The sequence below is a fragment of the Microbacterium sp. P26 genome (assembly GCF_023712585.1).
Classification (GTDB): Bacteria; Actinomycetota; Actinomycetes; order Actinomycetales; family Microbacteriaceae; genus Microbacterium; species Microbacterium algihabitans_A.
On sequence record NZ_JAMAXZ010000001.1, the window covers coordinates 91,188 to 105,565 of the forward strand.

Sequence of the window (14,378 nt, forward strand, 5' to 3'; positions counted from 1 at the left end):
CCTCGATGTTCGCGGCGGACTCCCTGCTCGCGGGTGTTCACCGGGCGCGTCGGAACGCATCGCGTCAGCGCCGGCGGCGTGTCGGCACCGGCCGCGCGGTGATCAGACGCCGTCGCCGAGAAGGTCGAGCGCGTGCGCGAGGTCGGCCGGGTAGGGCGATTCGAACTCGACCCGCTCCCCCGTGCCCGGGTGCGCGAATGCCAGCCGATGCGCGTGCAGCCACTGGCGCGTGAGGCCGAGGCGCGCGGACAGAGTGGGGTCGGCGCCGTAGAGCGGATCGCCCGCGCACGGATGCCGGTGCGCGGCCATGTGCACGCGGATCTGGTGCGTGCGCCCGGTCTCGAGGTGGATCTCGAGCAGCGATGCGCGCGGGAAGGCCTCGAGGGTCTCGTAGTGGGTGATCGAGTCCTTGCCGTCGGGGGTCACGGCGAACTTCCACGAGTGGTGCGGATGCCGTCCGATCGGCGCGTCGATCGTGCCCGCGAGAGGATCGGGGTGCCCCTGCACCACGGCGTGGTAGATCTTGTCGACCTCGCGCTCTTTGAACGCGCTCTTGAGGAGCGTGTAGGCGCGCTCGGTCTTGGCCACCACCATCAGACCGCTCGTGCCGGCGTCGAGCCGGTGCACGATGCCGCGGCGCTCGGCCGGGCCGCTCGTGGCGATGCGGAATCCGGCGGCGGCGAGGGCGCCGAGCACGGTCGGGCCCTCCCACCCCACGGAGGGGTGAGCGGCGACACCGGCGGGCTTGTCGACCACGACGATCTCGTCGTCGTCGTGCACGATGCCTAGATCGGGCACCTCCACCGGAACGATCTCGGGGTCGCGCTTGGGCTCCCACTCGACGCTCAGCCACGCGCCCGCGTGCAGGCGGTCGCTGCGGCCGGCGACGCGTCCGTCGACGCTCACTCCCCCAGCGTCGGCGACCTCGGCCGCGAACGTGCGCGAGAAGCCGAGCATCTTGGCCAGCGCCTGGTCGATGCGCGTTCCCTCGAGCCCGTCGGGGACGGGCAGGCTCCGCGACTCCATGTCAGCGGGTGCCCGGGTCGTGCGGCGCGGCGACGTCGTCGGAGGCGTCGGCTTCGGCGGCGCGCGAGGCACGGGTCTCGCGGGTGCCGTCGAGACGCAGGCCGAACAGCACGAGCAGCGCGACCGAGATCATCATCGTGACGATGAACATGTCGGCCACGTTGTAGATGGCGGGCATCATCCACGGCGTCGAGATGAAGTCGACGACGTGTCCGACCGGGAAGCCGGGCTCGCGCACGAGTCGGTCGGTCAGGTTGCCGAGCACGCCGCCCAGCAGAAGGCCGAGCACGACGGCCCACAGGCGCGAGCGCACGCGGCGGATGCCGAGGTAGATGATCACGCAGGCCACGACGGCCAGCGCGATGGTGAACAACCACGTGACGCTCTCGCCGAGCGAGAACGCCGCTCCGGGGTTGCGGACGAGGTAGAACTGCAGGAACTCGCCGATGACCGGCACGACGCGCTCTGCGGGGAGCGAGGCGATCGCGGCGGTCTTCGCCAACTGGTCGGCGGCCAGCACCAGCACCGCGAGGATCGCGATGATGATGCCGGCCGCCGCCGAACGCAGGGGTGATCGACTGCGCAAAGAGTCGGCCTACAGACCGATCGCCGACACCGGCGTCGAGCCCGAGGAAGACGCGTTGGTGTCGAGGTCGCGGAGCTGGCCCTCGATGTACGAACGCAGCTGCGAGCGGTAGTCGCGCTCGAAGTTGCGCAGCTCGGTGATGCGGGCCTCGAGGGTCACGCGCTCCTTCTCGAGACGCGAACGCTCTTCGCGGCCCTTCTGCTCGGCCTCGGCGACGATCGACGCGGCCTGCGCCTGCGCCTCGCCGATGAGCTGGTCGCGCTGGGCCTTGCCCTCGGCGACGTGCTCGTCGTGCAGACGCTGCGCGAGCTCGATGATGCCGGCGCTCTGCGCGGCGGGCTCGACGTCGGACGACGCGGGAGCCGAGACCGGGGCGGCGACGGGCGCCGGAGCGGCCTCTTCGACCTTGGGCTCCTCGGCCTTGGGGGCCTCGGCGACGGGGGCCTCGGTGGTGGCAGGGGCGGCCTCGCCCGACTCGTACGCCGCGAGCTTGGTCTTCAGCTCATCGTTCTCGGCGATGGTCTTGCGCCACTCCACGACGATCTCGTCGAGGAAGTCATCGACCTCATCGGGGTCGAACCCCTCCTTGAAGCGAACGTGCTGGAACTGCTTGGTGACGACGTCATCGGGGGTCAGTGCCATGGTGTTTCCTCTTTCGAGAGCTCTGAATCGGAACTGTATGGGGGTGTCGCACCGGGGCGTACCGCTTCGGAACAGCATAGCCGCCGCCCTCCGTCGGTGTCGAAGGGCACGGACGAAGGGCGGCGGTGAGGGCGTTACGCGGCCGCGAGGGACCGCGTGACGCTCAACAGCAGGAAGCAGACGAACATCACGATCGCGAAACCGAAGTCGATCGCGATCCCCCCGATGCGCAGGGGTGGGACGACGCGACGGATCAGCTTGATGGGCGGATCGGTCACGGTGTAGACGATCTCGGCGATCACGAGGGTGGCGCCACGGGGACGCCACTCACGGTTGAACATCGGGATGTACTCGAGCACCAGGCGCGCGAGCAGGAACACGATGTAGACGAACAGGATCGCACTGAGGATGGAGCCGATGAGGCTCAGGACGGCCACTGTTACTGGGACGCGAAGGGCGCACCCTCGGGGTCGGCCTGCGCGATCGCACCGTCGCCGGACACGGCGATGTTCTCGGGAGAGAGCAGGAACACCTTGCTCGTCACCCGCTCGATGCGGCCGTACAGTCCGAGCGAGAGCCCGCTCGCGAAGTCGATCAAGCGACGCGCGTCGGCGTCGCTCATCTGCGACAGGTTGATGATGACCGGGATTCCCTCACGGAAGTTCTCGGCGATCAGCTGCGCGTCGCGGTACTGCTTGGGGTGCACCGTGAGGATCTCGCTCACGGGTCCGACCGAGGGCTGGCGCACCACGGTGGGACGGTGCAGGGGGGTCACCGGCGCGGCCTTTTCGACCGGAGCTGCGGGCGCTGCCTGCTTGCGCGCGATGGGCTGCGGCGCGGTCTCCTCATAGGTCTCTTCCTCGTCGGCGAGGCCCAGGTACACCATGGTCTTCTTCAGGGGGTTCGACATCGCATCCTCCGTTCGCTCGTCTGGTTCGAGGCTACTGGCGCGCGGGTCTCGGGCCCGTGATTGCAGAGCCGATCCGCAGGTGTGTCGCGCCCATCTCGATCGCTTCGGGAAAGTCGCCGGTCATGCCGGCCGAGATCCACGTCGCGTCGCCGACGACCGCGCGTGTCGCGTCGGCGCAGCGACGGAGGCGCTCGAACGCCCGCGCGGGTTCTTCGTCGAGGGGGGCGACGGCCATCACGCCGCGCAGCCTCAGGCTCGACAGGCCCGCCACGTGCGTCGCGAGCGCAGGGACACCGTCCGGGTCGACCCCGCCGCGGCCCGGATCGTCGGTGAGGTTGACCTGCACGAGCACGTCGAGGGGCGCGGCATCCGGATCGGCGGCGTGCAGCGCGTCGGCGATGCGCGCACGGTCGACCGAGTGCACGGCATCCGCCGACGCCCGCACCGCGCGCGCCTTGTTCGTCTGCGCCTGGCCGATGAAGTGCCAGGTGAGATCCCGGATGCCGTCGAGCTCAGCGCGCTTGGCGGTGAGCTCCTGCTGCCGGTTCTCGCCGACGTGTCGCACGCCCAGCTCGTACAGATCGGTGACCAGCGAGGCGGGGTGGAACTTCGTCACGACGATGCGCGTGATCTCGTCGAGGTCGCGTCCGGCCGCGCGGGCGGCGTCGCGGATGCGCTCGTCGACGGCGGCGAGGCGGTCGGCCAGGGCGGTGTCCATGGGGCTCCTTCGACGACGAGAGCGGGCCCGGTGAGACCGGACCCGCTCGCGTCGAGGCGGTCGTGCTTACTTGAGGAAGTCCGGAACGTCGAGGTCGTCGTCGGCGTAGCCGGCGTCGTACGAGGTCTCGGGCACGCGGGCGGTGACCGGTGCGGGCTCGGGGCGACGCTCGGGTGCGCGCTCGGTCGAGCCCTTCTGCTCCTCGGCCGCGTCGAGGTCGCGCGCGACCTCTTCGGCGGGGATGACGGGGACGACCGGGGCGGATGCCGGACGCTGGGCGCCGACCGCGTCGATGCGCAGCGAGGGCTCGCCGCCGTCGAAACCGGCCGCAATGACGGTCACGCGCACCTCGTCGCCGAGGGTGTCGTCGATGACCGTACCGAAGATGATGTTGGCCTCGGGGTGAGCCGCTTCCTTCACCAGCTGGGCGGCGTCGTTGATCTCGAAGATGCCGAGGTTGGAGCCACCCTGGATCGACAGCAGCACGCCGTGCGCACCCTCGATCGAGGCCTCGAGCAGCGGGGACTCGACGGCGAGCTCGGCGGCCTTGATGGCGCGATCCGCCCCGCGGGACGAACCGATGCCCATGAGCGCGGAGCCGGCGCCCTGCATGACCGACTTGACGTCGGCGAAGTCGAGGTTGATGAGACCGGGGGTCGTGATGAGGTCGGTGATGCCCTGGACACCGGCGAGCAGCACCTGGTCGGCCGTGGCGAACGCCTCGATCATCGAGATGCCGCGGTCGCTGATCTCGAGCAGGCGGTCGTTCGGGACGACGATGAGGGTGTCGACCTCTTCTTTCAGTCGACCCACGCCCGCCTCGGCCTGGCTCTGACGACGACGACCCTCGAACGAGAAAGGCTTGGTGACGACACCGATGGTCAGGGCGCCGATCGACTTGGCGATCTTGGCGACGACGGGGGCACCGCCGGTGCCCGTTCCGCCACCCTCGCCCGCGGTGACGAAGACCATGTCGGCGCCGCGCAGGGCCTCTTCGATCTCTTCCGCGTGATCCTCGGCGGCGCGTCGGCCGACCTCGGGGTCGGCGCCGGCACCCAGGCCGCGCGTCAGTTCACGACCGACGTCGAGCTTGACGTCGGCGTCGCTCATGAGCAGCGCCTGCGCGTCGGTGTTGATCGCGATGAACTCCACGCCGCGCAGGCCGAGCTCGATCATGCGGTTGACGGCGTTGACGCCGCCCCCGCCCACACCGACGACCTTGATCACGGCGAGGTAGTTCTGGTTGTGGCTCATGCCGGCCTCCGTTTGTCCCCGAACCCGAAACTCTAAACCTCATGTTGAGGGTTAAAGAATTGCCCGGTATGCAATTCCTTAAGTTGAAGGTAGGTCGCCGCGCGCACGCCACGGGACCGACACGCGGAGTGTCGGAGGATCGCTTCGGATATCAGCGGACGACGCCGGCTTCGGGCGAGGTCACGTCGTATTCCTTGACGCGATCCGGCGGGCTCTTGGCCATCAACCGGTCGAGGACGATCGCCTTCTCGGCCGAACGGTCGGCACTCCCCCACACCACGCGCGACCCGGTGGCACCGAGCGTCAGCGTGACGTCGTCGGGGGTGGATGCCGACACCGCGGTCACCTGCGCACGCACGGTCTCGGGAAGAGCGCGGACGACCCGGCCCGCCGCACGGAACGCCGCGGAGTCGGGACCGCCCGCGATGTCGAGCACGGGCTGACCGGCCGGAGCCTCGGGCGTGGTCGACAGGGCGATGCCGGCGGCATCGACCACCGTGAAGCCCGCCGGACCCTGGATCGCCCCGATGGGCGTGCGCTCGACGATGCGCACCACCAGGTCGTGCGGAGGACGCGCCTCGAGCGTGTACGACTCCACGAGCGGGAAGCGCACGAGCGCGGCCTTGACCGCACTGTCGTCGACCATGGCGAGAGGAGTGCCGATCTGGCCGCTGAGAGCGTCGGTCACGGCGGCGACGTCGAGCGACGACGCGCCCTCGATGTCGATCTGCTCGACCGCGAACAGAGGGCTGTACGCGGCGCCGGCGGTGCCCAGCACCATCACCAAGAACGCCGCACCCACGCCGATCCACACGCGGCGACGACGGCGCTGGCGCACGGTGAACCGACGCACCTCGGCCGAGAGGGCGCGCCGACGCGCTCTCGACGCGCGCCAGACGTCGCGCAGGCTCGCGCCCTCGGCATCCGGAACCCGCTCGTCGAGGGGCGGGACCTCGGTGCGCGCGAGAGGGAGGATCGGAGCGGTCTCGTCGGCAGTCGGCGCGGCGACCGACTCGCGCGGGGCCGGAGCCTTGGCCGGGCGAGCGGAGGCCGGAGTCGACGGCAGGGGCGAGGGCCGCTCCACGATCAGACCGCCGCGGCCTCGGTGCGCGACAGCGCGTCGAGCACCTGCGGGATGATCTGGTACACGTTGCCGCAGCCGAGGGTGATGACGTAGTCGCCCGGGCGGGCGATGCCGGCGGTGTAGTCGGCCGCCTGCTGCCAGTCCGGCACGTAGTGCACGTGCGCGGGGTCGGCGAACGCACCGCTCACCAGCTCCCCCGTCACCCCGGGCACCGGGTCTTCGCGCGCGCCGTACACGTCGAGCATGACCGTGTGGTCGGCGTGCGACTCGAGCACCTCGGCGAACTCGCGGTACATCTCCTGCGTGCGCGAGTACGTGTGGGGCTGCTGGATCGCGATGATGCGCCCCTCGCCCACGACGGTGCGGGCGGCGGAGAGGGCCGCGGCGACCTCGGTGGGGTGGTGCGCGTAGTCGTCGAAGACGCTGACCCCGTGCTGCACGCCGTGCAGCTCGAACCGGCGGACCGTGCCACCGAAGCCCTCGACCGCGCGCGCGGCGTCGGCGAGGGAGTGCCCGAGCACGCGCAGCACGGCGACCGCGCCGGCGGCGTTGATCGCGTTGTGGGCGCCGGGCACGCGCAGCTGCACGTCGACGCTCTCGCCGTCGGCGGTGAGGGTGAAGGCGACGGGTCCGTCGGTGCGGATGCCGCTGAGGCGCACGTCGGCTGCGGCGTCCTCGCCGAACGTGACCACGTGCGCGTGGGTGATGCGCTCGCGCACCGACCGGGCGCCCGTGTCGTCGGCCGAGATGACGACGGCCTCGCGGGCGGCGTTCGCGAAACGGGCGAACGCGGCGTCGAACGCGTCGCGCGAGCCGTAGTGGTCGAGGTGGTCGGGGTCGACGTTGGTGATGAGCGCGACCGAGGTGTCGTAGAGCTCGAACGTGCCGTCGGACTCGTCGGCCTCGATCACCACGAGGTCGTCGGAGCCCGTGCCGCTGGAGGCGCCCAGGTCGGCGATGACGCCGCCGTTGACGAAGGTCGGGTCGACCTCGAGGGCGCGCAGGGCCGTCACGATCATGCCGGTCGAGGTGGTCTTGCCGTGCGCCCCCGCGACCGAGACGAGGCGGCGCCCGCCGATGAGCCAGTGCAGGGCCTGCGAGCGGTGGATCACGTGCAGCCCGCGCTCCTTGGCGGTGACGAACTCCGGGTTCTCGGGCCAGATCGCCCCGGTGTGCACGACGGTGTCGGCGTCGCCGAGGTGAGCCGCGTCGTGACCGACGTGCACCGTCGCGCCGCGGGCGGCGAGGTCGCGCAGGGCCGCGCCGTCGGAGCGGTCGGAGCCGGAGACCCGGATGCCGCGGTCGAGGAACATGCGGGCGAGTCCGGACATGCCCGATCCCCCCACGCCGATGAAGTGCGCGGAGGTGATGGTCTCGGGGATGGGGAGGCTCAGGTCGGGTCTGATCATGGCGTAGCGAGTTTACGTCGCCGATCCTGCGCGTCGGCCTCGGCGCGCTGGCGGGCGGGGCGCCGGAACCTCGGCGCGCGGACATGCCGCGGAGGCCCGGTGTCACCGGAACAGGGCATGTCACCGGAACAGGCGGAAATGCCGTCGGCCGCCCTGTTCTCGTGGCGTCGTCCTGTTCTCGTGACGGCCGGACCTCGCGTCGGCCGGACCTCGCGTCGGCCGGGCCGCGCAGAGGCTCAGCGTGACAGGGCCTCGTCGACCAGGGTGATCACGTTCTCGGTACCGGTGCGGATGCCGGTGCGCGCGGCCGCAGCCCGCATGGCGCCGCGCCGGTCGTCGTCGGCGAGCAGCGGCACGATCTCGGCGCGTACGCGCTCGGGCGTGAGGTCGGCGTCGGCGATGAGCAGCGCCGCACCCGCGCGCACGGCCGCGGCGGCGTTGAGGCTCTGCTCGCCGTTGCCGACCGCGTACGGCACGTAGACGGCGGGGATGCCGAGGGCGTTGATCTCGCTGACGGTCGCTGCGCCCGAGCGCGACACGACGAAGTCGGCGAGGGCGAAGGCGAGGTCCATCCGATCGACGTAGCGCACGACGGCGTACCCCTCGACGCCCGGATCGGGCAGGTCGGAGTTCTGACCGGTGACGTGTAGCAGCTGCCACCCGGCGTCGAGCACGTCCTGCCACGCTCCCCCGAACGCGGTGTTCAGCCGCAGCGCGCCGAGCGAACCGCCGAACACCAGCAGCGTGGGCGCGGCCGCGTCGAGCCCGAAGTGCGCGGCCGCCTCGGCGCGCAGAGCCGCGGCGTCGAGCTCGACGATCTCGCGACGCAGCGGCATCCCGACCTCGCGGGCACCGCGCAGAGGGGTTCCGGCGAATGCGACGCCCACACCCGCGGCCGACCGCGCGCCCAGCACGTTGGCCAGGCCCGGCTTGGCGTTCGCCTCGTGTACGACGAACGGCACGCGCTCGGCCCGCGCGGCCAGATACGCCGGTGCCGCCGCGTAGCCGCCGAAACCCACGACGACGTCGACCCCGCGCTCGCGGATGAGGCGCCGCACGTGCGAGATCGCGCGCACGAAACGCACCGGGAACGCCGCCGCCGCCCGATCGGGCCGACGCGGGAAGGGCACCTTCGCGACCGTGAGCAGTTCGTAACCGCGCAGGGGCACGAGCCGCGCCTCGAGACCCTCCCGGGTGCCGAGCACCAGCACGTCGGCCGCGGCGTCGCGCGCGCGGAGGCCGTCGGCGACGGCCAGCAGGGGGTTCACGTGCCCGGCGGTGCCGCCGCCGGCGAGGAGGTAAGTCGTCACCGTACGACCCTAACCAGGTCGCGGGGCGTTCCCGCCCGGGGCGCCCCGACCACGCGAGCGGGCACGGGGCTTCGCCGCGACATGCTCAGCCGCGCGAGCGCGGGGCCGCCCCACGGCGCGGCGCTCGCGGCGCCGATACCACCTCGGTGCGGCGGTCGGGCAGCGTGCGGGCGCACGACAGCAGCACGCCGCACGCGATCAGCACCGACAGCAGCGACGTTCCACCCTGCGACATGAACGGCAGAGGCACGCCGAGCACGGGGAAGATGCGCAGCACCACTCCGATGTTGACGAGGGCCTGGCCGACGATCCACAGCGTGATCGCACCGGCGACCATGCGCACGAAGTTGTCGTCGGTGCGACGGATGATGTGGAACGCCCCCACCGCGAAGATCGCGAACAGCACGAGCACGACGATGCACCCGATGAGTCCGAGCTCTTCGCCGATGATGGCGAAGATGTAGTCGTTGGCGGCGGCGGGCAACCAGTCGTACTTCTCCTTCGAGTTGCCCAGGCCCAAGCCGAACAGGCCCCCGCTCGCGAGCCCCCAGATGCCGTGCAGCGACTGGTAGCACGAGGTGTAGTAGCACGACGCGTCGTCGGGGTTGAACAGGCTCGTGATGCGAGCCATGCGGTTCTCGCTGCCGATGGCCGACACGAGCACGACCGCGACCGCGAGGACCGCGGGCACCACGAACATGCGCAGCTTGATGCCCGCGAAGAAGAGGGCGCCCAGCACCACGAGCACGAGGATCATCACCGTGCCGAGGTCTTTTCCGCCGAGCACGGTGCCGATGACGAGCACCGTGACGGGCACCACCGGGATCAGCACGTGCTTCCACGAGGTCAGCAGATGACGCTTGCGGTACAGCACGGCGCCCATCCACAGCGCCAGGGCCAGCTTCAAGAACTCAGCGGGCTGGAACTGGAAGCCCGCGATGTTGACCCAGTTGCGGTTTCCGTACGACGCGATCCCCAGCCCCGGCACGTACACGAGCATCTGGAACGCCGTGGCGAAGATCAGCACGGGCCACGCCACGCGCTTCCAGAACTGCATCGGCATCCGGCTCAGAACGAACATGAGCGGAATGCCGACCACGGCGAAGATGCCCTGCTTGAGCACGTGGTCGAAGGGCGACTGAGCGTTGTCGAGCGCCGAGGTCGCCGAGAGCACCATGACCAGGCCGAACCCGGTCAGCAGCAGGGCGGCGGAGGCGATGAGCAGGAACTCGCTCGGCACCGGGCGGAAGGCCCGGCCCAGCGAGACGCGGGCCGCGAGACCCGCGCGCGCCGGTTCGTCAGGGCTCTGCCGTGGACGAGGCGCCGTCGTGGTCACGCGTGTCCTCTCCGTCCTGCGGTCGTCATGCTCCGTCGTGGCCGGCGATCCAGGCCCGCACCGCGTCGGCGAATCGCGTGCCGCGGTCGGAGTAGGACGCGAACTGATCGAAGGATGCCGCCGCCGGAGCCAGGAGAACCGTGTCTCCGTTCCGCGCCACACCCGCCGCCAGTTCGACGACCTGCGCCATGACGTCTTCAGTCTCAGCGTGGTCGACCTCGAACAGCGGCACCGCCGGGGCGTGTCGCGCGAACGCCGCGACGATGTCGTCGCGCTCGGTGCCGATCACGATGGCCGCGCGCACCGTCGCGCCGCGCGTGCGCACGAGGTCGCCGAGGTCGACGCCCTTGAGCAGACCGCCCACGATCCACACGGCTCCGGGATACGCCGCCAGCGACGAGGCCGCGGCGTGCGGGTTGGTGGCCTTGGAGTCGTCGACCCACGTGACGCCCCGGTGGGCGCCGACGACCTGGATGCGGTGCGGGTCGAGGCGGAAGCGCTCGAGCGTGTCGAAGATGTGCGCCGGTGTCGCTCCGAGGGAGCGGGCGAGGGCGGATGCCGCGAGGATGTTCGCCACCATGTGCGGCGCTGCGAGACCCCGCTCGGCGAGGTCGGCGACCGTCGTGAGCTCGAGGGCCGAGGTCGCGCGCTCCTCGAGGAAGGCGCGGTCGACCAGGATGCCGTCGACCACGCCCAGGTCGCTCGGGCCGGGCACACCGAGGTCGAAGCCGATGGCGCGGGCGCCCTCGACGACCTCGGCGTCTTCGACCATCTCGCGGGTGGCGGCGTCGGCCTTGTTGTAGACGCAGGCCACGCGCGTGCGGGCGTAGACGCCGGCCTTCGCGGCGCGGTAGGCGTCGGCTCCGCCGTGCCACTCGAGGTGGTCGTCGGCGAGGTTCAGGCACACCGCGGCGTGGGGCGAGAGCGCGTCGGGACCGCTCTGACGGTTGAGGTACCAGAGCTGGTGGCTCGAGAGCTCGACGACGAAGACGTCGAAGCCGCTCGGGTCGCGCACCGCGTCGAGCACGGGGGTGCCGATGTTGCCGACGGGCACGGCGCGCATCCCCGCCGTCATCAGCATCTCGGCCGTGAGGCGCGTGGTGGTGGTCTTGCCGTTGGTGCCGGTGATCAGCACCCAGTCGGCGGGCCGGCCGTCGGCGCGCACGACCTTGTCGCGCACGCGCCACGCGAGCTCCACGTCGCCCCACAGGGCGATGTCGTGTTCGAGGCTCCAGCGGATCACCGGGTGGTGGGGCGGGAAGCCGGGCGAGGCGACGACGACCTCGGGGGCGAAGGCGGTCAGCGCCTCGGGCACGGTGTCGAGCGACCCCTCGTGCAGCGTGACGCCGATCACCGGCAGCAGGCGGGCGTACTCGGCATCCGCCCGTTCCGTCACGACGAGCACCTCGGCGCCGAGCTCGGCGAGGGTGTCGGCGACCGAGAAGCCCGTGACCGACAGGCCCAGCACGGCGACGCGCAGGCCCTTCCAGTCGGCGTGCCAGCTGGTGAGGGTGGTGAGGTCGGTCATACGCGTGCAAGCCATTCGACGTAGAAGAATCCGATGCCCGAGACGGCGAGGAGGCCCGCGATGATCCACATGCGCACGACGATGGTGACCTCGGGCCACCCGCGCATCTCGAGGTGGTGATGCAAGGGGCTCATGAGGAACAGCCGCTTGCCCCGGGTGACCTTGAAGTAGGCCCGCTGCAGGATCACGGAGCCCGACGCGATGACGTAGACGCCCGCGATGAGCACGAGCAGGATCTCGGTGCGGGTGAGGATCGCCATCGCGGCGATGACGCCGCCGATCGCCATCGAGCCGCAGTCGCCCATGAAGACCTTGGCCTTGGGCGCGTTCCACCAGAGGAACCCGACCAGGGCGCCCACGAACGAGGCCGACACGATGGCGAGGTCGAAGGGGTCGCGCACCGCGTAGCAGCCCGCCTGGACCGTCGGGTCGAGAGCTTCGGCGCACATCTGCTTGTTCTGCCAGAAGGCCATGAGGCTGTAGGCGCCCACGACGAAGATGCCCGAGCCCGCGGCCAGGCCGTCGAGGCCGTCGGCGACATTGACGGAGTTGGAGGCCGCCGTGCCGATGAACGAGATCCATGCCAGGTAGAGCAGCCAGCCGAGGATCGGGCCCAGGGCGAACAGCGAGAGCACCTGGATGTCGCGGAACACGGAGATGTACTCCGACGCCGGCGTCTGTCCGATGGCGTTGGGGAAGTTGAGGGCGACGATGGCGAAGGGCACGGCCACGATCACCTGGCCGGCGATCTTGCGCCACCCCGACAGTCCGAGGCTGTTCTGGTAGTGCACCTTCATGTAGTCGTCGATGAAGCCGACCACGCCGAAGCCGAGCATGAGCCACAGCACGAGCAGACCCGAGATCGTCGGCGGGTTGTTGCCGGCGAACGAGCCGATCAGGTAGCCGACGATCGTGCCGAGGATGAAGATCGTGCCGCCCATCGTGGGCGTGCCGCGCTTGGCGCCGTGCGAGGGGTTGTGCACGTTCTCGGGCGTGCGGATGACCTGTCCCCAGCCCCACTTGCGGAACCACCGCAGGAAGACCGGCGTGAGGAACAGGGTGAACGCCAGCGAGATCGCCGCCGCGGTCAGAAGTGATCTCACGCGAAGAGCTCCCCGAGTCGGTCGCCGAGGTGTCGCAGCCCGGCCGAGTTGGACGACTTCACCAGCACGCGGTCGCCGTCGCGCAGCTCGGTCGAGAGGTAGTCGAACGCGGCGTCGGCGTCGGCGAAGAACACCGCCTCACCGTCCCACGAGCCCTGAGCGATTGCCTCGAGGTACATGCGGCGCGCCTCGGGCCCGATCACGACGATGCGCTGGATGCGCAGACGCACGGCCAGGAGTCCGACCCGGTCGTGCTCCTCGTCGGCGTACTCCCCCAGCTCGCTCATCGCGCCCAGCACGGCCACCGTGCGCTCGTCGGGGCCGGTGATCTGCGCGAGGGTGCGCAGGGCCGCGGCCATCGAGTCGGGGCTGGCGTTGTAGGCGTCGTTGATGATGCGCACCCGATTGGAGCCGAGCGGCTGCATGCGCCAGCGCTCGGCGATCTCGACGGTCTCGAGGCGCGCGATCGCGTCGGCCGCAGACACGCCGAGGGCGGTGGCGGCGGCCAGGGCCGCGAGGGCGTTCATCACGTGGTGCTCACCGAGCACCCGCAGGGTCAGGGTGAAGGGTTCTCCGTCGATCAGCAGGTCGGCGCGGGTTCCGGATGCCGAGACCTCGACGTCGACGGCGCGCACCTCGGCCCGCTCGCCCCGCCCGAACCAGCGCACCTGCTGCCCGCGCTCGTGCGCGATCGGCTCCATCGCGGCAACCCGGGGATCGTCGGCGTTGAGCACGGCGAGGCCGCCCTCGCGGGTGGCCTTCACCAGCTCGCTCTTGGCGTGGAACGTCGACTCGATGCCGCCGAAGCCTCCGGCGTGGGCCATGCCCACCATCAGCACGACGCCGATGTCGGGGGTCACCAGGCCCGCGAGGCGTGCGATGGCGCCGGGGGCGCTCGCACCGAACTCGCTGACGAGGTAACGCGTGGCATCCGTCACCCGGAGCATCGTCAGCGGCGCGCCGACCTCGTTGTTGAACGAGGCGCGCGGGGCGACCGTCTCGCCCTCGACCTCAAGGATGCGCGCGAGCAGGTTCTTGGTGGTCGTCTTGCCGTTGGAGCCCGTGATGCCGACGATCTTCAGGTCTCCGTGCGCACGCACGCGCGCGACGACGTCGCGGGCCAGGTCGGCGAGAGCGGCCACGACGTCGGCGACGACGATCTGGCTCACCTCGGCCTCGACCTCGCGCTCGACGATCGCGAGAGCCGCGCCCCGCTCGACGGCGGTGCCGACGAACAGGTGACCGTCGGTGGTCTCACCGGGCTTGGCGACGAAGATGTCGCCTCGCTCGATGAGGCGCGAGTCGGTGTCGACGAGCCCCGAGACCGTGGTGTCGGGGGTGTCGCCGGAGCGGACGACGAGGCGCCCGCCGAGCACGTCGGCGAGGTGGGAGAGGCTGGTGGAGATCATTGCTGTGCGGACGCCCTTTCCGTGTCGCATTCGTTACCGAGACGAGACCGGCGTCGGCGGTGT

The 14,378-nt window shown here is 70.9% G+C and carries 14 protein-coding genes; all 14 read right to left on the minus strand.

Annotated features, from left to right (window positions below):
• Window positions 1-102: 102 nt before the first annotated feature.
• The 14 genes from M3667_RS00510 to murF all read right to left on the minus strand — a co-directional run bounded on the left by M3667_RS00510 (window position 103) and on the right by murF (window position 14,315).
• The gene (locus M3667_RS00510; protein ID WP_251503635.1) at window positions 103-1,026 is read right to left on the minus strand and encodes an RluA family pseudouridine synthase; all 924 of its coding nucleotides are present in this window, start codon (window positions 1,024-1,026) and stop codon (window positions 103-105) included.
• A gap of 1 nt (window position 1,027) precedes the next feature.
• Window positions 1,028-1,612: a signal peptidase II gene (gene lspA, locus M3667_RS00515; RefSeq protein ID WP_251503639.1), complete on the minus strand. Its 585-nt coding sequence runs from the start codon at window positions 1,610-1,612 to the stop codon at window positions 1,028-1,030.
• Window positions 1,613-1,621: 9 nt separating this feature from the next.
• On the minus strand, window positions 1,622-2,254 hold the full coding sequence (locus M3667_RS00520) for a DivIVA domain-containing protein (protein WP_144827946.1): 633 nt from the start codon (window positions 2,252-2,254) through the stop codon (window positions 1,622-1,624).
• Between the two features lie 134 nt (window positions 2,255-2,388).
• Window positions 2,389-2,691, minus strand: a complete 303-nt coding sequence (locus tag M3667_RS00525) for a YggT family protein (protein WP_154095839.1) — start codon at window positions 2,689-2,691, stop codon at window positions 2,389-2,391.
• Window positions 2,692-2,693: 2 nt separating this feature from the next.
• The gene (locus M3667_RS00530) at window positions 2,694-3,164 is read right to left on the minus strand and encodes a cell division protein SepF (protein ID WP_144827952.1); all 471 of its coding nucleotides are present in this window, start codon (window positions 3,162-3,164) and stop codon (window positions 2,694-2,696) included.
• Between the two features lie 31 nt (window positions 3,165-3,195).
• A complete protein-coding gene (locus M3667_RS00535) occupies window positions 3,196-3,882 on the minus strand; it encodes a YggS family pyridoxal phosphate-dependent enzyme (protein ID WP_251503642.1) in 687 nt (228 codons plus the stop codon).
• A 66-nt stretch (window positions 3,883-3,948) separates the two neighbouring features.
• Window positions 3,949-5,136, minus strand: a complete 1,188-nt coding sequence (ftsZ, locus tag M3667_RS00540) for a cell division protein FtsZ (protein WP_144827957.1) — start codon at window positions 5,134-5,136, stop codon at window positions 3,949-3,951.
• Between the two features lie 151 nt (window positions 5,137-5,287).
• Window positions 5,288-6,220 carry an FtsQ-type POTRA domain-containing protein gene (locus M3667_RS00545; protein WP_251503644.1) on the minus strand — a complete coding sequence of 311 codons (933 nt, stop codon included), beginning with the start codon at window positions 6,218-6,220 and terminating at the stop codon, window positions 5,288-5,290.
• A 2-nt stretch (window positions 6,221-6,222) separates the two neighbouring features.
• Window positions 6,223-7,629, minus strand: coding sequence for a UDP-N-acetylmuramate--L-alanine ligase (gene murC / locus M3667_RS00550; RefSeq protein WP_251503648.1), 1,407 nt, complete (start codon window positions 7,627-7,629; stop codon window positions 6,223-6,225).
• A gap of 236 nt (window positions 7,630-7,865) precedes the next feature.
• Entirely contained in the window at window positions 7,866-8,939 is a 1,074-nt protein-coding gene (locus tag M3667_RS00555) for a glycosyltransferase (RefSeq protein WP_251503651.1), read from the minus strand.
• Window positions 8,940-9,024: 85 nt separating this feature from the next.
• Complete coding sequence (ftsW, locus tag M3667_RS00560) at window positions 9,025-10,275, minus strand: putative lipid II flippase FtsW (protein WP_251503654.1); 1,251 nt, start codon at window positions 10,273-10,275, stop codon at window positions 9,025-9,027.
• 25 nt (window positions 10,276-10,300) lie between these two features.
• Window positions 10,301-11,803, minus strand: a complete 1,503-nt coding sequence (gene murD, locus M3667_RS00565) for a UDP-N-acetylmuramoyl-L-alanine--D-glutamate ligase (RefSeq protein ID WP_251503657.1) — start codon at window positions 11,801-11,803, stop codon at window positions 10,301-10,303.
• A complete protein-coding gene (mraY, locus tag M3667_RS00570) occupies window positions 11,800-12,906 on the minus strand; it encodes a phospho-N-acetylmuramoyl-pentapeptide-transferase (protein ID WP_144827974.1) in 1,107 nt (368 codons plus the stop codon). The genes murD and mraY overlap by 4 nt, the downstream gene beginning before the upstream one ends.
• Window positions 12,903-14,315, minus strand: a complete 1,413-nt coding sequence (murF, locus tag M3667_RS00575; RefSeq protein ID WP_251503660.1) for a UDP-N-acetylmuramoyl-tripeptide--D-alanyl-D-alanine ligase — start codon at window positions 14,313-14,315, stop codon at window positions 12,903-12,905. The genes mraY and murF overlap by 4 nt, the downstream gene beginning before the upstream one ends.
• Between the last annotated feature and the right edge of the window lie 63 nt (window positions 14,316-14,378).